The 18,963-nt window shown below is 49.2% G+C and carries 18 protein-coding genes; 6 read left to right on the top strand and 12 right to left on the bottom strand.

Annotation, left to right across the window (positions count from 1 at the left end; genetic code table 11):
• Positions 1-9: 9 nt before the first annotated feature.
• The 7 genes from LC508_RS04600 to LC508_RS04570 form a co-directional block, all read right to left on the bottom strand.
• The gene (locus LC508_RS04600) at positions 10-2,049 is read right to left on the bottom strand and encodes an ABC transporter permease (RefSeq protein ID WP_158587356.1); all 2,040 of its coding nucleotides are present in this window, start codon (positions 2,047-2,049) and stop codon (positions 10-12) included.
• Positions 2,039-2,806, bottom strand: coding sequence for an ABC transporter ATP-binding protein (locus LC508_RS04595; protein ID WP_033139605.1), 768 nt, complete (start codon positions 2,804-2,806; stop codon positions 2,039-2,041). The genes LC508_RS04600 and LC508_RS04595 overlap by 11 nt, the downstream gene beginning before the upstream one ends.
• Positions 2,807-2,874: 68 nt before the next feature.
• The gene (locus tag LC508_RS04590; protein WP_033139604.1) at positions 2,875-3,885 is read right to left on the bottom strand and encodes a sensor histidine kinase; all 1,011 of its coding nucleotides are present in this window, start codon (positions 3,883-3,885) and stop codon (positions 2,875-2,877) included.
• A complete protein-coding gene (locus LC508_RS04585) occupies positions 3,882-4,550 on the bottom strand; it encodes a response regulator transcription factor (RefSeq protein WP_033139603.1) in 669 nt (222 codons plus the stop codon). The genes LC508_RS04590 and LC508_RS04585 overlap by 4 nt, the downstream gene beginning before the upstream one ends.
• On the bottom strand, positions 4,522-5,973 hold the full coding sequence (locus LC508_RS04580; protein WP_033139602.1) for an NAD(P)/FAD-dependent oxidoreductase: 1,452 nt from the start codon (positions 5,971-5,973) through the stop codon (positions 4,522-4,524). The genes LC508_RS04585 and LC508_RS04580 overlap by 29 nt, the downstream gene beginning before the upstream one ends.
• Positions 5,974-6,167: 194 nt before the next feature.
• On the bottom strand, positions 6,168-6,731 hold the full coding sequence (locus tag LC508_RS04575; RefSeq protein ID WP_033139601.1) for a chromate transporter: 564 nt from the start codon (positions 6,729-6,731) through the stop codon (positions 6,168-6,170).
• Entirely contained in the window at positions 6,724-7,293 is a 570-nt protein-coding gene (locus LC508_RS04570; RefSeq protein ID WP_054353238.1) for a chromate transporter, read from the bottom strand. Before LC508_RS04570 ends, LC508_RS04575 begins: the two co-directional genes overlap by 8 nt.
• 112 nt (positions 7,294-7,405) lie before the next feature.
• Here LC508_RS04570 and LC508_RS04565 point away from each other — a divergent pair, with 112 nt between their 5' ends.
• The 4 genes from LC508_RS04565 (at position 7,406) to LC508_RS04550 (ending at position 10,251) form a co-directional block, all read left to right on the top strand.
• The gene (locus tag LC508_RS04565) at positions 7,406-8,290 is read left to right on the top strand and encodes a LysR family transcriptional regulator (protein WP_225305317.1); all 885 of its coding nucleotides are present in this window, start codon (positions 7,406-7,408) and stop codon (positions 8,288-8,290) included.
• Positions 8,291-8,360: 70 nt separating this feature from the next.
• A complete protein-coding gene (locus LC508_RS04560; RefSeq protein WP_033139599.1) occupies positions 8,361-8,738 on the top strand; it encodes a GntR family transcriptional regulator in 378 nt (125 codons plus the stop codon).
• Positions 8,739-8,740: 2 nt separating this feature from the next.
• The gene (locus LC508_RS04555; RefSeq protein ID WP_103731655.1) at positions 8,741-9,604 is read left to right on the top strand and encodes an ABC transporter ATP-binding protein; all 864 of its coding nucleotides are present in this window, start codon (positions 8,741-8,743) and stop codon (positions 9,602-9,604) included.
• Complete coding sequence (locus LC508_RS04550) at positions 9,601-10,251, top strand: ABC-2 transporter permease (RefSeq protein ID WP_033139597.1); 651 nt, start codon at positions 9,601-9,603, stop codon at positions 10,249-10,251. The genes LC508_RS04555 and LC508_RS04550 overlap by 4 nt, the downstream gene beginning before the upstream one ends.
• 59 nt (positions 10,252-10,310) lie before the next feature.
• On the opposite strand, the gene LC508_RS04545 is transcribed toward LC508_RS04550, so the two are convergent.
• A complete protein-coding gene (locus LC508_RS04545) occupies positions 10,311-12,758 on the bottom strand; it encodes an ATP-binding cassette domain-containing protein (RefSeq protein WP_103731654.1) in 2,448 nt (815 codons plus the stop codon).
• A gap of 169 nt (positions 12,759-12,927) precedes the next feature.
• Between LC508_RS04545 and LC508_RS04540 the strand changes: the two genes are divergently transcribed.
• Both LC508_RS04540 and LC508_RS04535 read left to right on the top strand, forming a co-directional pair.
• Positions 12,928-14,253: an MATE family efflux transporter gene (locus LC508_RS04540; protein WP_103731653.1), complete on the top strand. Its 1,326-nt coding sequence runs from the start codon at positions 12,928-12,930 to the stop codon at positions 14,251-14,253.
• Positions 14,250-15,212, top strand: coding sequence for a phosphotransferase family protein (locus LC508_RS04535; protein WP_033139594.1), 963 nt, complete (start codon positions 14,250-14,252; stop codon positions 15,210-15,212). Before LC508_RS04540 ends, LC508_RS04535 begins: the two co-directional genes overlap by 4 nt.
• Here the strand turns inward: LC508_RS04535 and abc-f are convergent.
• The 4 genes from abc-f to LC508_RS04515 all read right to left on the bottom strand — a co-directional run bounded on the left by abc-f (position 15,209) and on the right by LC508_RS04515 (position 18,876).
• On the bottom strand, positions 15,209-16,732 hold the full coding sequence (gene abc-f, locus LC508_RS04530; protein WP_103731652.1) for a ribosomal protection-like ABC-F family protein: 1,524 nt from the start codon (positions 16,730-16,732) through the stop codon (positions 15,209-15,211). The two genes, LC508_RS04535 and abc-f, sit on opposite strands and share 4 nt — an antisense overlap.
• A 390-nt stretch (positions 16,733-17,122) precedes the next feature.
• Positions 17,123-17,554 carry a hypothetical protein gene (locus LC508_RS04525; protein WP_033139592.1) on the bottom strand — a complete coding sequence of 144 codons (432 nt, stop codon included), beginning with the start codon at positions 17,552-17,554 and terminating at the stop codon, positions 17,123-17,125.
• Complete coding sequence (locus LC508_RS04520) at positions 17,551-17,754, bottom strand: helix-turn-helix transcriptional regulator (RefSeq protein ID WP_033139591.1); 204 nt, start codon at positions 17,752-17,754, stop codon at positions 17,551-17,553. Before LC508_RS04520 ends, LC508_RS04525 begins: the two co-directional genes overlap by 4 nt.
• A 159-nt stretch (positions 17,755-17,913) precedes the next feature.
• On the bottom strand, positions 17,914-18,876 hold the full coding sequence (locus LC508_RS04515; protein ID WP_225305316.1) for a D-alanyl-D-alanine carboxypeptidase family protein: 963 nt from the start codon (positions 18,874-18,876) through the stop codon (positions 17,914-17,916).
• Between the last annotated feature and the right edge of the window lie 87 nt (positions 18,877-18,963).

The raw sequence follows: 18,963 nt of genomic DNA, 5'->3' as shown, positions 1-18,963 counted from the left end.
AAATACAATCTATTTCCTGTCATTCAGAACAAAATCACGGAGGTGGTACTGCTTTGTGCCTTTCAGCACATTTTTCTGGTACTGCAGACAGGTGACCAGCAGATAACACCCGTACACCACCAGAAAGATCGCCACTGCTGCCCCAAAGGAGGCAATGAGCATACTACGCTGAACCGGAAAGGCCAAACCGATGCCGGCCATATAGAGAAACAGGAAAAACAGGGGAAGTGCCATGGGAAGAAAGAAATACACGGCGCTCTGCCTTACCGTAAGTTTTCGGATCTCGGTGTCTGTGGTCCCCATTCTTCTTAACTGGTCATACTGATAACGGTATTTCCTGCTGCTGCTCAAAAGCTGTACTGCCAGAATTGTGGCACAGATAAAGATGCAGATAAATGCAGCATAACAGCAGATGAAGGCTGTCATCATATAGATAGACTGCAGCTCCTGCTTCTGGCCTTTATAGGTACACGCCATAATAAAGCTGGGGCCGTCGTGGCCTGCGGTCTTTTCTATGGTTTTCTGAAGGGCATCCTGATAATCCGTGTCCTCTCTGTCCTTTACCATTGCCACATAACATCCTCTGGAATGTGTCATGGAAGCACAGGCAGCATCCGGCAGAATCAGAATAGTGCTCGTGCCGAATCCGCTCTCATTCATATTAGCCTGCGCAAAAGGCCCTTCCAGCACTTCGCTTAGACGGTATTTTCTGCCCCCTGTTAAAAGGGTGCGTTCTGCCTTCTCCAGCTTCTTTTTATAATAGGTTTCCTGGGTCTGGATCGCGTATTCATCCTCAGAAAGAGAGATGGGCTTCTTCCCGAGCAGTTCCCTGAGTTTGTTGTAATCCGATAATCGAATGCAGCGGTCCATATTGGTCTCCGCCGCCCAATCCTCGAATCCCTCCACTTCCTCCTGCTTGCGGCCGAGCATTTCCACGATGATGGTGCTGTCCTCCATCTGATAGATGTCATAGGCCAGGTCTTCTGTAATCTCGCTGTGTTTTCCCACAAAACTCCGGCATGTCTCTGCATCCAGTCTGCCGTAATGCTGTGTAACTTCCACGTCAAAGGGCACCGTTTTCTCCAGGGCGTCCTCATAGGCATTTGCCATAAAGGAGGCGCCTCCCAGCCCCATAAAGGTGAACAGCAGCAAAATGGATAGGACCCCCAACTGTCTGCCGTTGGTGTTCAGACGGGCCGTAAGCTGGCGGTAGAAAAAGATATTGAGATGATGCAGCCTCTTTCTGCTCTTTTTATACCGAAGCAGTATCCAGTTGGCAAGATGCCGGTAAAAAAGCATAAGACTTGCCCCCTGCAGAATAATACCTGCTGCCATAAGAAACATGTTGGCAAAGCCTGAAAATACATCAATTCTTACAGTAAACGCCACATACAGACAAATCAGGCCCAGTAATCCCAGGGCCACGGCTCCTGTCATTTTTAATCGGATGTGTTTTCCGCTTTTTGCCCCTCCGCCTTCATTCTGCCTGCTGTAATTCATCAGTTCCTTTATTTTCACTTTTTTAAGAATCCGGTTCTGCTTGAAAAGGCAGAATACAAACATAAGAAAAAAGCACAGGACTGTCAGACCAATCGCCGGGAACTGAAAGGACAGGTCCATATAATAGGATCTGTCAAACATTTTAAAAATCACCTGGCTAAGTGCCAGATAAAAGACATTTCCCAGCAGAATGCCTGCTGCCAGCGCCGCACTGCCGATCAAAAGCTGTTCAATGAGAAAAAGGCGGCTCATGGCCGGACGCTCCATCCCCATGGTCATATAACAGGCAAATTCCCGGCTTCTCTGCTCAAAGATAAAATGAGTGATGTAAGTGATCAGCCATCCCAGAATCAGCACCACCATCACCGTCACGCATACGAGAATGGACATCATAGGCCGCATCAGCTTGCTGAAGGAATTTATGGCATCGGAAAACAGCAGGGAGTTATAGGCAAAGATCAGGGTGATGCTCAGGACAAGGGTCAGCACATAGATGGCATAGTCCCCCATACTCCGTTTTACATTTCGTATAGCCAGTTTAGCGTACATGGGCAACATCACCGCCTAACATGGACATCACATCCAGGATTTCCTGGAAGAATGCTTTTCTGTCTTTTTTCCCCTTCCGCATCTCTGTGAAGATCCGCCCGTCCCGAAGGAAAAGGATCCTGCTGCAGTGGCTGGCTGTAAATGCATCGTGGGTAACCATGAGGATCGTGATCCCCATATCCCGGTTCAGTTCCTCCATGGTCTCCAAAAGCATGGCGCTGGATGCGGAATCCAGGGCCCCGGTAGGCTCATCTGCCAGCAGCAGGCGTGGTTCATTGACCAGGGCTCTGGCACAGGCACAGCGCTGCTTCTGTCCTCCGGAAACCTCATAGGGGAATTTGTTCAGCTCAGAGAGGATTCCCAGCTTGCCGGCAACCGCCTCCACCTTCTTTCCGATCTCTTCCTTCGGCGCTCTGCGTATGGTCAGGGCCAGTTCAATGTTCTCCCCCAAAGTCAGGGTATCCAGAAGATTGTACTCCTGGAATACAAAGCCCAGGTTTTTGCTTCTGAAATGCGCGATCTCCCGCTCTGTCAGCTTTGTAATATCTTTTTTGTCCAGCAGGATCTGTCCGCCGGTTGGCTCATCCAGTGTGGAGATACACTGGAGCATGGTGGTCTTTCCGGAGCCGCTGGCCCCCATAATCCCCACAAATTCGCCGGGTTCCACCGTAAAGCAGACATCATCCAATGCCTTGGTCACATTTGCGTTCTCCCCATAATATTTGGAGACGTGTGTAATATTCAGTAATGGTTCCATATTTATCACCTCAGGTACAGAATATCATATCTGCTTTTTTCAATGTATCTTACATTCTTGCGGAAATCTTACTTTTCCGTAAGAATCGAAAGGCAGATGGTGAACCGGGTATAGACCCCTTCCTCGGAACAGACACTAAGGCCAATGCCGAGCCCGTCACATATTTTTTTACACAGATAAAGCCCCATACCTGTAGAGCGGCGATTCTCCCTGCCGTTTTTTCCTGTAAATCCTTTCTCAAAAACCCTGGGCAGGTCTTCCGAAGAAATGCCGCAGCCGTTATCCCGGATGTGCAGGAGCAGCTTATTGTCTCCGGCGGCGAGAAAGGAGAAGGCTATTTTGGGAACCTCCCCTGCCTTTTTATAAGTGACCGCATTGTAAACGATCTGGTTTAAAACAAATAAAAGTGCCTTCTCATCTGCATAGACTTTTGGTATGTCCTCCGGAATATCCAGAGAAACCCGGTTTTGTATCAGAAGCTGCTTGTTCATGGACAGGCACTCCCGGATTACCGCCCCTGTATCCACCTTCTGTATCCGAAAGTCCGAGTGGGAGCTTTCACTGCGCCCGAAATACAGGATCTGCTCTGAGAGGTGGTTCATTTTTTCCAGTTCCAGAAGTATGGCCCTGTTATCCTGCGTCTTTTCCCTTCCCGCAATGAGAGAGACTACAGAAATAGGCTGCTTCATATCATGGACAAAGGTTTCCAGCCGTTCCCGGTATTCCTTTTGCAGCCTTTGGGCCTCCTCTGTCTCCTCCAGCATGGATTTCGTACATTCTTTCATCAGACAGTAATAGCCTGCCTCCTCCCAGGTATCCGCATCCTTCCATACCATGGGAAAGAGATACTTTTTATCCAGGCTTTCCATTAAAACTGCCATTTTATGAAAATACTTTCGTTTTCTCAAAAAATGCAGCAGGTTCCACAGCACAATACCACCCATATAGGCCCCTGCAAGAGGGATGAGCTGCAGCCATGTAAGACCAAGGGCCCGCAGATACAAAGAGGCAGCACACAGGCAGAGCACCTGCACCAATACAGGTACTGCCTGCTGCCGCCAATACATACGCCCGCTCATATCAAATACCCCTGCCCGTACCGGGTAACGATCAGGTCTCCTGCGTCCAGTTCCTTTAATTTCCCTCTGAGCCGGGTCATATGGACGCTGAGCGTATTGTCATCAATAAAAACCTGGTTGTCCCACAGCTCCTCTATAAAATCCACTCTCCGGATCACTTCACCGGGACGGGCAAAAAGGCAGGATAAGAGAAGTGTCTCCTGCCTGGTCAGTATGACCTCCCGCTCTCCCCTGCACAGTTTTCCCTTGGCGGGCAGTAAGCGGAAGTCCTGCCACAGGATTTCTCTCTCTGTCCCCGCATCCGGGTAGCTGCGGCGAATAAGGGCTTCAATTCTGGCAAGCAGTATGGGCATTTTATAAGGCTTGCGGACAAAGTCATCCCCGCCCATGGTCATGCCGTACAGCTCATCCATATCCGTATCCCTGCTGGTCAGAAAGAGAATGGGGATTCTGGAAAAGCGCCGGATACTTCTGCATATCTCATATCCGTCCCTTCCCGGAAGCGTTACATCCAGGAGAACGAGATGGACCTTCCCTTCTTTTACAATATCCTCCACATCTTCAAAGCGCTCAGGCACCGCCGTCTCATATCCATGGCTTTCCAGGTCCCTGGACAACTCTCTTCTGAGCACCTCATCATCTTCCGCGATCAGAAGTCTCATCATTGGCCCTGTCTCCTTCCTGCTGCTCCCCAAATGTCTTTAATATGGCACGCGCTGTACTCAGACCGTTGGCAGATGCCTGCATCAGTCCTCTTGTAATGGATGCGCCGTCTCCCATGGAACGCAGCCCTTTGATATTTGTCTCAAATTCTGTGTTGACCAGGACTTTGTTGGAATAGAATTTGACTTCCACCCCATAGAGCAGAGTCTCATCGCTTGCAATCCCCGGTGTCACCTTATCCAGCGCCTCGATCATCTCCACCACTGCCACCATGATCCTGTGGGGAAGTACCAGAGATAAATCCCCGGGAACCGCATCCTTCAGTGTGGGGATAATATTGTTTCTTGTAAGCCTCTCAGCGGTCGTTCTCCTGCCTCTCTTAAAGTCTCCGTATCTCTGCAGCAGGATTTTTCCGTCACTTAACATGTTGCCGAGCTGTGCAATGTGCTTGCCGTACTCGATGGGAGAGCGGAAAGGCTCTGTGAAATTCTTGGAAACCAGCAGGGCAAAGTTTGTGTTGTGCGTCTTTTTGTCCTTGGATTTGTACGCATGACCATTGACCACGGCCAGGCCGTTCTCATAGTATTCCGCTGAAACTTCACCGGAGGGGTTTGTACAGAAAACCCTCACCTTGTCATCAAAGGTTGGGGTATAGTAGACCAGTTTCGCTTCGTACAGCTTTTCATTTAATTCCTTCATGATCTCATCCCGGACTTCCACACGGACACCCACATCCACGGTACCGTTTCTCGTCTCTATGTGATGTCCGCTGCAGACACCTGCAAACCACTCCGAACCTTCCCGGCCAACACCGGCTGCGATCTGGGGCGCGTAAAAGGTCTCCTGTTTGTCTGTCACCACACCTTTTACTTTCCCGTCCTCAATGAGAATATCCTTTACCATGGTCATAAACAGAATTTCCACGCCTTCCGCCAGAAGATGCTCCTGCAGGCGTGTATAGATCTTATAGCCTTCCTCTGTACCCAGATGGCGGATGGGGCATTCTATAAGCTTTAAATTGGCGCGGATGGCTTTTGTACGGATATCCCATATGGCTGCCTGGTCATCTATTCCGTATACCTTCCTGTCCGCTCCGAACTTCAGGTAGATCTCATCCGCCTCATGGATCAGCTTCTCCGCCTTTTCATAGCCCAGGATTTCCGGCAGCGTGCCGCCCACATCCGGTGACAGGGAGAGCTTACCGTCTGAAAATGCCCCTGCTCCGGCAAACCCTGTTGTGATGGAGCAGGGTTTGCAGCCTGCGCAGACATTGGTGGTCCGTTTGGGACAGCGGCGTTTTTCTATGCATCTTCCCTTTTCGATCATCAGGACCTTGAGCCGCGGATTTTGGCGCTTTAATTCATAGGCACAGAAGATTCCCGAAGGGCCTGCGCCGATAATGATCACATCATAATTTTTATCCATATTCTGCCTCCCTTGCTAACGCTTGTCGCAGTCGCCAAATGTGAGCAGGCTCCCACTTGGCTCGTTGCTGTCATTATATCGTGATTGCATCACGATCTTGTCGCAGTCGCCAAATGTGAGCGAGCTCCCACTTGGCTCGTTGCTGTCATTATATCATACTTGCGTCAGCGTGTGTCTGAAAATTCTTCCCGGCATTAGAAAAGTGTATAGATTACGCCTCCCACGATTCCCGTTCCGATCATGACTGCTACGGGGTTTGCCTTCCATTTGCGCAGCACGAAAAAGGAACACAGAAAGATTACCGCTGCTGTCCAGTCCGCTGTTTTTATTTCTGATATAACTGATGTACCGGTAAAGGACAGAAGAAGGATGGTCAGGGCGGCAGAGATGATCAGTCCCAGAGAAGCCGCCTTCAGTCCGTTTAGTATCTCCATAATATACTCTGATTTATGATAGCGCTGAAACAGCCGGTACAAAAAGGCGGAAATGCTGATGCCGGAAATCACGCACCCAAAGGTTGCCAGAACCGCTCCCGGTATACCGGCTATCTGTATGCCGATAAATGTGGATGTATTTACAGCCAGGGGTCCCGGTGTCATCTGGGATATGGTGATGATATCAGTAAATGTCTTCTGGGAAACCCATGCGAACCGCTCTACCACCTGTTCCTGTATGAGCGGAATGATGGCATAGCCGCCTCCGATACTGAAAAGCCCAATCTGGAAAAATGTCACTGCAAGCTGCAGAAGTCTACCCATATATCTCACCCCTCTTCCGGAACCATACACGCCCGGCACAAAGGCCGCAGCACACCAGCAGTATCACCGCAATATTGGTATCTGTCAGAAAGCTTATGGCAAATACCACAGCGGTCATGGTACTCAAAAGCGGCGAACGCTCCTTCAGCACCGCCCGTGTCATATCCACCACAAAATCCACAATAAGAGCGGCAACACCTGCCTGCATTCCTTTCAGTACAGCAGCTATGACGGTATTGGCTGCCACCGCCGCATACCATTTTGAGACGACCGATAAAATGACCAGAGGCGGAATAACAGAGCAGATACCGCTGATGACAAGCCCTACCATCCCTGCCGCCCGGTATCCCGCCAGAGAAGCCATATTGACTGCGATCGCCCCCGGGGTGGACTGGGCAATGGCAGCCATGCGGATCAGCTCCTCCTCATCAAACAGATGCTTTTTCTCAACAAAATATTTTCTTATCATGGGCACGACCACATATCCGCCTCCAAAGGTAAAGGCGCTGATAAACAGATTGATACAGGCCAGCCACAGCCATAGTTTTATTTTCTCTCTCATACTGAAATCCTCCCTAAGAAGACAGTATAACCCTTGTACAGCAATCTGTAAAACGATATAATATTGTCATAATCATTAATTTTATTCATGATAAAACAGGGAGGAACACTTTATGATGACACTGCGCCATCTCTACATCTTCAAGACTGTATGCGAAACAAAAAATTTCACAAAAGCCGCACAGAAACTATACATCACCCAGTCCGCCGTCTCCCACGCCATCCGGGAGTTAGAGGAATACGCCCAGACCGCACTTTTTGACCGGCTCTCCAAACGTGTCCAGCTCACCAGAAGCGGAGAACTGCTTCTGGAAGAAATCCTTCCAGTACTGGCTGCCTGTGAGTCCCTGGACAGCCGCATAAAAAGCCTGGAAAAACAGGCTCCCATCCATGTGGTATCCAGCATCACCATTGCGATCCACTGGCTTCCGTCCATCCTTGCCTCCTTCCGGAAGCAGTGGCCCGATGTGACGGTACAGGTGGAGGTGGTGAGCGCTGCCAACGCACTGGAGACTCTGCGAAGCGGAAAGGCGGACCTGGCTCTTTTGGAAGGCTTTGTTCCCCAGGGGCCATTTTCCCACGTTTCTTTTGACAGATACCCGCTTCAGATCGTCTGCGCTCCCCAATATCCCTGTATACATACCTCCATGGATATGGAAACCTTCTGTTCAGAAAATCTGCTTCTGCGAGAAAAGGGAAGTGCCATCCGCGATGTGCTGGACAGCACGCTCCTGCTCCTGGGCCATTCCGTACACCCTCTGTGGGTAAGCGTCAATTCCCCTGCCCTCATAGAAGCGGCTAAAGCCGGGCTTGGCATCACGGTCCTTCCCGATCTTCTGGTAAGGGATGAATTGGAAAAGGGTACCCTGATTCCTCTTCACGTAGATGGGCTTTCTCTGGAAAATGAATTGTTTGCTGTATGGCACAGGGACAAGTTTCTGCCTGCACCCCAGAAAGCGCTTCTATCCTGTATTGCGTCCGATTCAGAAAATGCTTGACAGTATGTTATCATGTGTCTATAATGTACTTATACAACAAGTACACTATAAAACAGAAAGGACCTGATACATGGAGATCATTATCAGCAGCAATACAAGCAAGCCCATCTATGAACAGATTACTTCCCAGATAAAAGCTCTGATCATGAGCGGGGAATTAGAGACCGGCGAGCCGATCCCCTCCATGCGGGCACTGGCGAAATCTCTGCATGTGAGTGTCATTACGGTTCAGAAAGCCTATGAAGATCTTCAAAGAGACGGTTTTATTGAGACAACGGTAGGCAGAGGAAGCTTTGTGTCCGCCAGAAACAAAGATTTTTATCAGGAAGAACAGCAGCGCCAGGCAGAGGAACACCTGAAGGCTGCCGCGGATATCGGACGCACAAGCGGGATCCCGCTTGACAAACTGACCGAACTTTTATCTATTTTTTATGAGGAGGAGGAATAACTATGAAGCCAATTTTACAAGTGGAGAATCTGACAAAACAGTATCCTGATTTTACGCTGGACCATATATCATTCTCGGTTCCAAGGGGAACCATTGTGGGGCTGATCGGAGAAAACGGCGCGGGAAAAAGCACCACTCTGAAAGGGATCCTGGATCTGATCCGAAAGGATGACGGAACCGTCCGCCTCTTCGGAGAAGAGCTGACGGAAGACAGAAAAGACATGAAAGAAGATATCGGGGTTGTATTTGACGGAATCCATTTCCACGAATCCCTCACACCGGCCAAGATTGAAAAAATTTCCGCAGCCGCCTATAAAAAATGGAATACCCAAACCTACCATGACTACCTGAAACAGTTTGCCCTCCCTGCAGATAAGGAGATCAAAACCTTTTCAAAAGGAATGAAAATGAAGCTCAGCATCGCAGCCGCCCTCTCCCATGACCCAAAACTCCTCATTCTGGATGAGGCCACAAGCGGTCTTGACCCGGTGATGCGGGATGATATCCTGGATGTGTTCCTGGATTTTGTCCAGGATGAGAACCATTCCATTCTCATGTCCTCCCATATTACCACGGACCTGGAAAAGGTGGCTGACTATATTGCATTTTTACACAACGGGAAAATTATTTTCGACAAAGAAAAGGACGAACTGATCTACCGTTACGGTATCATCCGCTGCAGCTCCTCCCAGTTTGAAAAGCTGGATAAAGAAGACATTTTAGCCTGCAGAAAGAAGGATTACCAGTGGGATGTACTGGTTGCCGACAGAGAGAAAGCTGCGCGCAGATATAAAGATTTTGTCATAGACAACGCAACTATTGATGATATACTTCTGTTGTATGTAAAGGGGGATGTCCTGTCATGAAGAGTCTGATCTTAAAAGATATATACAATATCATGCATAATATGAAAGCCCTGGTCCTGATGCTCTTTATCTTTCTGTTCATCACGATCCCGCAGGGCGGCGCCGCGGCCTATGTCATCACATGCTGCATCCTCTGCGCCATGATGGTTGTCACCACATTCAGCTTCGATGAGAACGCCAAATGGGAAAAATACGCCATGATCATGCCAATCTCAAGAAAAGACCTGGTCCTCAGCAAATTTGTGATCCTTCTTTGCTTCTGTCTGTTTGGCACGGTATTCGGCGGTGTCCTGGGAATCGCAGGCAGCGCCATAATCGGCAGATTTCATATCACCTCCGCATCTGAATGGCAGGAACTGCTGGCAGTCTGCCTTGCGGGCGTGGCGATTTCCTTCTTTCTCGGCAGTCTTGTCATTCCCCTGCTTTTTAAATTCGGAGCGGAAAAAGCCCGCACACTTATGCTCGCCGCCTTTCTGCTTCCCGTACTGCTCTGCCTGGGACTGTATTATCTTCTGAGAAGTTTTGGTATTGAGCTTACAGACAGCGTTGTCCTTCTGCTCACCTGCATTTCTCCTCTTGTCCTCCTTCTGTGGACGGCAGCCATGTACCGGATAAGCTTCGGCATCTTTAAAAAAGCAGAATTCTGACATACCATATCCCCCGAAAACCGGCTGTATTCTACCGGCTTTCAGGGGATTTTTTTAATTCAGAGATATTTTGCCGTAACACTGGCAGCACAGGCTTTCATGGCCTCCGGCGTTCCCTCAAAAATCACGAATCCGCCCTTTTCCCCGCCTTCCGGCCCAAGGTCGATCACCCAGTCACTGTTTCTGATGAGCTGCTGGTTATGCTCCACCACAACGACAGTATTCCCGGCATCTGTCAGCCGTTCTAAAAGTACCAAAAAATGTTCAATATCTCTCGGATGAAGCCCAGTAGTAGGCTCATCCATTAAATACAGACACCGGTTATTCCCACGGTTTTCGATCAGCTCCTTAGCCAGCTTCAGCCGCTGCCCTTCGCCGCCGGACAAGGTGGTCAGCGACTGCCCAAGCTGCAGATAACCAAGCCCCACATCCTGCAGCAGCGCCAATATCCTTAAGATTTTTTTATGGTCTGCAAAGACATGGCGCGCCTCATCTACGGACATATCCAGAATATCCTTAATGGAATATCCCCGGTAAGTCACAGCCAGCACATCCCTGTCAAACCGGTTGCCGTTACACACCGGGCAGACCACTTCCGTGTTAGCAAAAAACAGCATGTTATTCTCCACATATCCCATCCCTCCGCAGTTTTCACATCTGCCTCCCGGTGTGTTAAAGGAAAAATGTTTTGCTGAGAAACCGGCCTTTTTTGCATCCTCCGTGCCGGCGAAAACATTCCTGATCTCTGTATAAACCTCTGAAAATGTTGCCACATTGGACCGTTTCATTCTGGCAAGTGCCGACTGGTCCGTCTCCACGATCCTGTCAAACTGCTCAAGCCCTGTGACACGGTTCTGCTGCGCATCGGTTCTCCCCTTTGCAAGCACCTGAAAGATAAGCGTGGATTTTCCCGAACCTGAAGGGCCGGTGACGGAGACCAGGCACCCTGTGGGAATCTCCACAGACACATGTTTCAGATTAAAAATATCCGCATTCTCGATCCGGACAGCTCCGTCAGGCGCCCTGAATCTCATCTTCCCGGGCTGGGGGTTCTGCAGATAGGTTCCGGTCACAGAGGCGCTCTGCTGCATGATCTCAGCGATAGTACCTGCGGCGATCACCTCCCCGCCGTATTTCCCTGAACCCGGACCCATATCCATCACATAGTCCGCGCCTGCCATAACATCCACATCATGTTCTATGACAAGCACCGTATTTCCCATATCACGGAGCCTTTTCAGGATTGCCAGCAGCCCCTCTGTATCTCTCGGATGCAGTCCTGCAGTGGGTTCATCCAGAATGTATAGAATACCGGACAGCTCCGAATCCAGCGCTGCAGCCAGCCGGAGACGCTGCATCTCCCCTCCGGACAGTGTAAGGATCTGCCTATCTAAGGACAGGTATCCAAGCCCCACCTTCATAAAACGTCCAAGCTTTGTCTCTATATCAAGCAGATAGGCATCTACAAATTCTTTTTCATGCTCTGTCAGTAAACTCCGCAGCTCCTGCACCCATCCGTATAATTTTTCCAGGGAAAAGAGGGAAAGCTCCGGCAGACGGATGCCCCGCACAGTCACCTTCCGGCTGATCTCTCCAAGCCTTTCTCCTTTACACCGGGGACACTCCACCACGTCAAAATATTCCCCGAGCTGCTTTGTATCTCCGTTTTTTTCTGCCAGACGTCTCCACAAAATAGGGTAAATCCCCTCAAACCTGCCCTGCGTGACACTTTTCGGCGGTTCGCGGTCCGGAAAAAGCGCTTTTACCGCGCTGCTGTCAGCTCCCTCGTACAAAACCGCTTTCTGTTCCCGGCTAAACCGCTCTGCAGGTACACTTAAGTCCTGGTCAAGCCCATAGTGGGCAAAGGCCTTTTTCAGTACAGAGCACTGGTATTTTCCATATTGTTTTTCAAAAAAACGTACCGCTCCGTCCTCCAGGGACAGGGACTCGTCTGTCACCCGTTCCTTTTTTATGGAATGTATCTTCCCCAGGCCTTCGCAGGCCGGGCATGCGCCCTCCCTGGTGTTAAAAGAAAAATAGGTGCGTGTGATCTTATCCATCCTTCTGCCGCACGTACTGCAGTACATATAAACATAAAAATCATTTCCTTTTTTCTCAGTCTCCTCCTTACATGAAGAGGAGGAGATCACGCTGCCGCAGTGGGGACAAGTCCTGACCCCCAGCTTCTCATAGATCATCCGCAGGTCAGTATAGACATCTGTCATGGTTCCCACTGTGGAGCGCGGATTGCGGTTTGAGGCTGTCTGCTGTATCACAATGGCGGGGGACGCGCCCTGTATGCGCTCCACTTTCGGTTTGTTTATTCCCTGAAAGGCCATGGCTTCCAGATACTGTCTCTGACATTCATTGTACAGGACATCGATCAGCAGCGTGGATTTTCCGGATCCTGACAATCCGGTGAAAACCACCAGTTTATTCTTCGGTATTTCCAGGGAAATGTTTTTCAGGCAGCCCTCCCAGGCGCCTGTTATCTTGATCGTATTCATGAATACCTCCTTTTTTGCAGATTGGTTGTACAGGCTATAGCTATTTTAAATATTTTTCTGTATACTGATACCATAAAGAGAACGTAACCGGTCTTATACACGGTCAGCGCAGTAAATGCGCAGACCTGGCTGAACAGTTACAAAAAATCCTATTAAGGCGGTGATATGATTGACAGAAAACCGTTTGGGACAGCAGCCGCTGAAAAGCCTGCTGCTCACTATGTGCTCCCAGACCACATTTTCCCTGATCTTATACAGCATGTACGGCCTGACCGATGCCTTCTATGTGTCCCGGGGTGTGGGCGGGTATGCAAGCGCAGCCGTCGGCGTCTTCTCCCCTGTGACCGTCCTGATCGGGGGCATCACCACCACAGTCGGCTCAGGAACCGGCTCTGTGCTGTCCAGAAAGCTTGGTGCAAAGGAAAAGGAGAAGGCTGCCGACGCTGTTGGCTGCATGTTCTTTCTCTGGCTCATCTGCGCCGGGCTGGTCACGCTTGCGGGCCTTGGCCTGTTCGAGCCTCTGGTCAGACTTCTGGGCGCCTCCGGGCAGATTCTGCCCTACATACGTGACTACGGCAGGATTCTGCTGGCAGGAACCATTATAAGCACCGGATTTTCCGGCGTAATGCGGGCCAACGGAGACATCTCCTATTCCACCCTGCAGTGGTCTCTACCTGTTTTGCTGAATATGGTGCTGGACCCGCTTTTCATCTATGTCTTTCATATGGGAATATCCGGAGCTGCCCTGGCAACTCTGGCCTCCCAGGCTGTTTCCATGCTTACCAGCCTGTATTATTTCTTTATACGGAAGAAGACACCCTGCAGGATTTCCCTACGCCATATCCGCTTTCACAGAGCTTTGGCAGGGGAAATCGTCTCTGTGGGCCTGCCCTCCTTTCTGAATAACCTGGGCAGCAGCTTTATCATTGCCGTATTCAACCATATGCTGGTTGCAGCAGGCGGTGCCATGGCCCTTGGCGCTTACTCTATTTTAAGCCGCATCACCTCTGTCCTCTTCACACCGTTTACCGGTATCATGCAGGGCATCCAGCCCATTATCGGCTACAATTACGGGGACAGAAACTACAAAAGAGTCCGGGATACGGTCCGGTGTGCCCTGAAGGCTGACTTTTTCTATGGCCTTGCCATCACCCTGCTTTCCCTGGCCGGAGCAGGCCTTATCTTCCGCTTCTTCACAGACCAGGAAGAAATCCGCAGGATCGGAATGCAGGCTCTGCGGATCATGAGCCTTTCCTTTTGTGTGAAAGGCTTTGTCCAGACAGCCGCAGCTTATTTCCAGTCAACCGGAAATGCAAGGACGGCCTTCCTTCTTTCCATCGGAAGTATTTGCCTGATCCAGCTTCCCATCCTGCTTGCTGCCGGCTTTTTAGGAAATATAACCGTTCTCTGGGCTGCATGCGCGGCAGGTGATCTTGTGACTGCTGCCTGGGCCGTCCGGATATACCAAAAAAACAAATGTGAGGTATCAATATGAAAAGTATGACAAAAAACACACAGTCCGCTGAAACGCTGAATCAAATGGCACAAAAAGCCTTTCCCGGTGAAACCTGTACAGAGATTCTGGAACTTACGGAAGGATATTTTAATGTGGCTTATCTTCTGCGTTTTGACAGCGGACGGGAATCCGTTTTAAAAATAGCACCCCCAAGGGATGCCTGTATCATGTCCTACGAAAAGAATATCATGTACAGTGAAGTGGCTGCTATGAGACTTGCCGCCGAGAAAACAGATGTGCCTGTGGCAAAAATCTTCTTTTTTGATGACAGTCTCACCCTGTGCAGCTCCCCCTATTTTTTCATGGAAAAACTGGAAGGAAACAGTCTCTTCTCCCTGGCAGATTCCGTACCGGAATCCGTCAAAAAACAGATTCGCAGGGATACCGGAATGCTCAACCGCAAAATAAACAGCATCACCGGGGAGTCCTTCGGCTATATCGGCCAGCCCCAAATGCAGGGCAACGACTGGTACACGGTCTTCTGCCGCATGATGGACATGGCCTTTTCCGACGCCAAGGCCATGTCTGTGGATCTGAAAATCCCCGTCCCAACCCTCAGAAGCTTTCTTGAAAACAGCAGGTCCCTGTTTGAACAGGTTACGGTACCCTGCCTGGTTCACTGGGACTTATGGGACGGCAACATCTTCGTGAAAAACGGCAGGATTTCCGGCCTCATTGACTGGGAACGCAGTCTTTGGGCTGACCCGCTTATGGAAGTGGGCTTCCGCACCTACGGACAGGACCCGGATTTTCTTCAGGGGTACGGTAAGGAATGCTTAACACCAGAGGAACAGCTCCGGGCCCTCTGGTATGATATCTATCTGATGGTACTGGTTGCCCAGGAGTACACCTACAGGCAGTATGAAACCACCCAGATGTACGACTGGTCCACAGGAATACTCACAGAAAAGTTTGCCGAGCTGAATCTCAGGCTCTAGATTGTGACCACCTGCGTGGCACAGCGGTTTCCAAAATCCCTGTCATGCTCAACCAACAGCATGGTTGGTTCATACTCCAGGATCAGTTCCTCAATCTGCATTCTGGAAAATATGTCAATGTAGTTCATAGGTTCATCCCAAATGTAGAGATGGGCCGGCTTCAGAAGGCTGGAGGCTATGAGGACTTTCTTCTTCTGGCCTTCTGAATACTCCTCCATGGGCTTTTCAAACTGTATCCTTTCAAAATCCAGCTTCCGCAGAATTGCCCTGAAAAGGCTGCCGTCCAGGGATTCCCGCTCTATATACGCATCCAGACTGCCCCTTAAAAAGGAAGTATCCTGGTTGATATAAGAAATTTCCAGCCCCGCTGCCAGCTCATGCTGTCCCTGTACACAGAAATCCTTTTCCCCGGGAAGGCGCATGCCTGCGTCGCGCAGGATCATTTTCAGAATACTGGATTTTCCGCAGCCGTTTTTTCCCTGCAGCAGAATGCGTTCTCCACGTTTCAGCTCCATACTGAAGTTTCGGATCACCTGATGGCTGCCGTAAGAAACAGAAGCATCCTTTATTCTGATATAGGTCTCCTTGTGATGGGTAAGGGGTGTCAGTCTGAGCTGTGCGGGCTGCTCCAGATTTTTTAAAAGCTGTTCCTTTTCTCTGATGGCAGTCTGCTGCCTGCGCTCCAGGTTCTTTCTTCTCTGCTGCATGCGCCTGGCTTTTTCCCCGATGTAAGCTCTTGTGTCCAGGAACCTGTCATGTTCCTTCAAAGGATTAAAACCAATCTTGGTGTTTTCCGCCTTCTCTGCCCAGGCAGAAGCCTTTCTGGCGGATTCCTCCATCTTTTTGATCTCCTGTTTCAGCTTTTCGTTTTCTGATATCTCATATTGGTCTCTTCTCTGCTTATTCTCCCACCAGGAAGTAAAGTTTCCTTTTTCCACCTCGATCTGATTCCGCTCCAGGGCCAGCACGTGGTCAATACAGGAATCCAGCAGCCATCTGTCATGGGATACCAGTATAAATCCCTTCTTCCTGTTCAGGTACGCACACAACAGCTCTCTGGTCTCCATATCCAGGTGATTCGTCGGCTCATCAATGAGCAGAAAATAATTTTCCCTGGAAAAAAGCACTGCCAGCATGACCTTTGTTCGCTCTCCGTGGCTCAGTGTCTGATACGGACGGTAGAGAATATCTGCCTCCACATGCAGAAGTTCCAGTTCCCTGCAGATTCTCCACAGCTCATAGTCAGGCTGTATGCGTTCGATCACTTCTATCGTATCACGCTCCATATCCTCCTTTTGTATTTGAAAAGGAAAATAATCGAATAAAACCGAACTGCTGATACTTCCCCTGTAGGAATACTGCCCCATCAAAAGCCTGAGCAGTGTGGTCTTGCCCTTGCCGTTTCGTCCGATCAGGCCAAGTTTCCAATTGGTATCCATGATAAAGGATGCCTCATAAAATATGTCGTCATAACTTCCGTCGTAACAAAAAGTCAATCCCGATGCGCTTATTTTTGCCATAATAGATCACTCTCCCAGTGGGCGCAGAATGCTGCTCTCTGCCATTCTGCCGCCATAAAAAAATCGCCTGTTACCAGACGATTTTTTATATCCATGCTTTCCATACACGCTCAATCAATTTACGGAATATGACCACATCTTAAAAAGGCGCGCAGCATAACCTTATGCAGACAGTAAGAGTATCGATTTCTCTCCTGCTGTCACTGCAGCTAAGCTTGTATTGGATGAATATAATCTATCTTCTGATAACATGACAAACCTCCGATACCCATGGTATCGTTCTTCCAGTTCCGCATGTTTTTAAAAAATAGATTATTTTCTCATCGTAGCACCTCTCTTTATATACTGGTGACAGCATATCACAGCCGGATATACATTTCAAGCCTTTCTTTACATTTTTCGCTCCAGATAGAAAAAGGCCACACTGGCAATGAGATACTGCAGTACACTGAGCCCTGCCAGCATTGCCGCCACCCACCATTCCACCTTCAACAGAGTGAGTATGAAGGCCAGAAGAAGTAAAATCATCCACATGAACATATACGACACGTGGGCTGCTTTGTCACGAAGAAACTTTTTACGTTCGTCAATGTAGTTAATCTTTCTTTTATGAAGCCGTTCTTCATACTTCTTTCTTCGCTTCGGCGACCGATAATAAAAATTTGAAAAAAAGGGAAGTACTCCGTTTGCAAAAAATGTGGCTCCCCCGACACATGCCATTAACGCATAATATTCATCCGATATTCCGGTAATTCCGAGGATAAAAAGAACACATCCGATTGAAATGTTAATAAAATGTCTGTTTCTTTCTTTTTTCGTCATTCTGCATCCTCCTCATATATGAAAATATCTTCAATTGTGACTCCAAAATATCCTGCCAGCTTAAATGCCAGCAGGATAGACGGATTATATCGTCCATTTTCCAGAGAACCTATTGTCTGACGGGATACCTGCACTGCCTCCGCCAGTTCTTCCTGTTTGATTCCCCTTTGTTTTCTCAATTCTTCCAGCCGGTTTTTCATGTTATCACCTCAATATGGAAAGTTTGCTTTCCATGCATTAATTATAGCACTCTTTCCCACAATGTCAAGTTTACTTTCCATATTTATTTAATTATGAAATGCAGAAAAAATCAGAGAATTTACACTCTCTGATTTTTTCTGCACTTTGGGAACCATACTTCATTTCCCTATTTGACTGTATATCTTCACCGCATCTTCCACATGATACTGCTTCGTCTCATGGTCTCCCCTTGCATGAGCCGTCACAAGAATGTACTCTTTTCCGTCTATGACTGCGAGACTGGCAAGGCAGAGTCCCGCGTCTTTGGTGTATCCTGTCTTTCCTCCCAGGATCTCGCCGCCTGACACTGCCGCGCTGTTCATCTCCCGGAACATGGTGCTGACAAAGGTAAATCCATCCGGATGGCATGCCGATGGATTGGTGCTGTGGCTGCTGCTGGTAAATACCCGGCGGAAGGTATCCGATTCCAGAGCGTACCGAAGCAGTACAGAGATGTCCCTCACTGTGGAATAATGGTTCTCATCCTGAAGCCCCGTGGAATTGGTAAAATGCGTATGCTCCATTCCCAGCTCTCCGGCCTTATCATTCATCATTTTCACAAAATCCTCCTCCGAACCGGCGATTCGGTCGGCAAAAGCCAGGCAGCATTCCGCACCTGAGGGAAGCAGCACCCCGTAGAGAAGATCTGTCCCCACAGCCTCTTCCCCCGGGCAAAACCCGGCCATGGACGCCCCTTCCGCGTAGAGGCCGGGAAATATGCTCTCCGGGACTGTTATGCTCTCCTTAAGATCCGGAATATTTTCGATTGCCAGAACCGCTGTCATGATCTTGGTCAGGGATGCCGGATAGATTCTGTCATCTGCCCCTTTATCCGCCAATATCTTCCCTGTCTTAAGCTCCTCCAGAATGGCATTTCTGCTGTTGATCCCTTTCAGGCTTTCTGTATCAGTCTGCTCTGTCCATGAAGACATCTCCCCTTTGTCCTGTCCCAAAACAAAATATGCAGAAAAGCCTAACAAAACCACGGACAGCATCACTGCCGCCAGTATCCGCCTCCTTCTCTGCCTTCTCCTCCTCTGTCTTTTTGTCATCCTTTTGGCCGTCTTCTCTCTCTTTTCCATTAGGTCAGCACTTCCTCTCTGCGTATATATAAAGAACTCCCCTGTTCTTAATGACATTATATCTGTCCGGGGAGTTCTTTACTTTAA

It is taken from the genome of Blautia parvula (genome assembly GCF_020215665.1).
Lineage (GTDB): Bacteria > Bacillota > Clostridia > Lachnospirales > Lachnospiraceae > Blautia > Blautia celeris.
The sequence above is the reverse complement of the archived record's forward strand: the minus strand, read 5'-3'. Positions and strand labels throughout refer to the sequence as shown.

What these genes read in the sequence shown, in the direction of transcription:
- LC508_RS04600 (WP_158587356.1), bottom strand. Translation starts at nt 2,049, where the DNA reads ATGTACGCTAAACTGGCTATACGAAATGTAAAACGGAGTATGGGGGAC.
- LC508_RS04595 (WP_033139605.1), bottom strand. Translation starts at nt 2,806, where the DNA reads ATGGAACCATTACTGAATATTACACACGTCTCCAAATATTATGGGGAG.
- LC508_RS04590 (WP_033139604.1), bottom strand. Translation starts at nt 3,885, where the DNA reads ATGAGCGGGCGTATGTATTGGCGGCAGCAGGCAGTACCTGTATTGGTG.
- LC508_RS04585 (WP_033139603.1), bottom strand. Translation starts at nt 4,550, where the DNA reads ATGATGAGACTTCTGATCGCGGAAGATGATGAGGTGCTCAGAAGAGAG.
- LC508_RS04580 (WP_033139602.1), bottom strand. Translation starts at nt 5,973, where the DNA reads ATGGATAAAAATTATGATGTGATCATTATCGGCGCAGGCCCTTCGGGA.
- LC508_RS04575 (WP_033139601.1), bottom strand. Translation starts at nt 6,731, where the DNA reads ATGGGTAGACTTCTGCAGCTTGCAGTGACATTTTTCCAGATTGGGCTT.
- LC508_RS04570 (WP_054353238.1), bottom strand. Translation starts at nt 7,293, where the DNA reads ATGAGAGAGAAAATAAAACTATGGCTGTGGCTGGCCTGTATCAATCTG.
- LC508_RS04565 (WP_225305317.1), top strand. Translation starts at nt 7,406, where the DNA reads ATGATGACACTGCGCCATCTCTACATCTTCAAGACTGTATGCGAAACA.
- LC508_RS04560 (WP_033139599.1), top strand. Translation starts at nt 8,361, where the DNA reads ATGGAGATCATTATCAGCAGCAATACAAGCAAGCCCATCTATGAACAG.
- LC508_RS04555 (WP_103731655.1), top strand. Translation starts at nt 8,741, where the DNA reads ATGAAGCCAATTTTACAAGTGGAGAATCTGACAAAACAGTATCCTGAT.
- LC508_RS04550 (WP_033139597.1), top strand. Translation starts at nt 9,601, where the DNA reads ATGAAGAGTCTGATCTTAAAAGATATATACAATATCATGCATAATATG.
- LC508_RS04545 (WP_103731654.1), bottom strand. Translation starts at nt 12,758, where the DNA reads ATGAATACGATCAAGATAACAGGCGCCTGGGAGGGCTGCCTGAAAAAC.
- LC508_RS04535 (WP_033139594.1), top strand. Translation starts at nt 14,250, where the DNA reads ATGAAAAGTATGACAAAAAACACACAGTCCGCTGAAACGCTGAATCAA.
- abc-f (WP_103731652.1), bottom strand. Translation starts at nt 16,732, where the DNA reads ATGGCAAAAATAAGCGCATCGGGATTGACTTTTTGTTACGACGGAAGT.
- LC508_RS04525 (WP_033139592.1), bottom strand. Translation starts at nt 17,554, where the DNA reads ATGACGAAAAAAGAAAGAAACAGACATTTTATTAACATTTCAATCGGA.
- LC508_RS04520 (WP_033139591.1), bottom strand. Translation starts at nt 17,754, where the DNA reads ATGAAAAACCGGCTGGAAGAATTGAGAAAACAAAGGGGAATCAAACAG.
- LC508_RS04515 (WP_225305316.1), bottom strand. Translation starts at nt 18,876, where the DNA reads ATGGAAAAGAGAGAGAAGACGGCCAAAAGGATGACAAAAAGACAGAGG.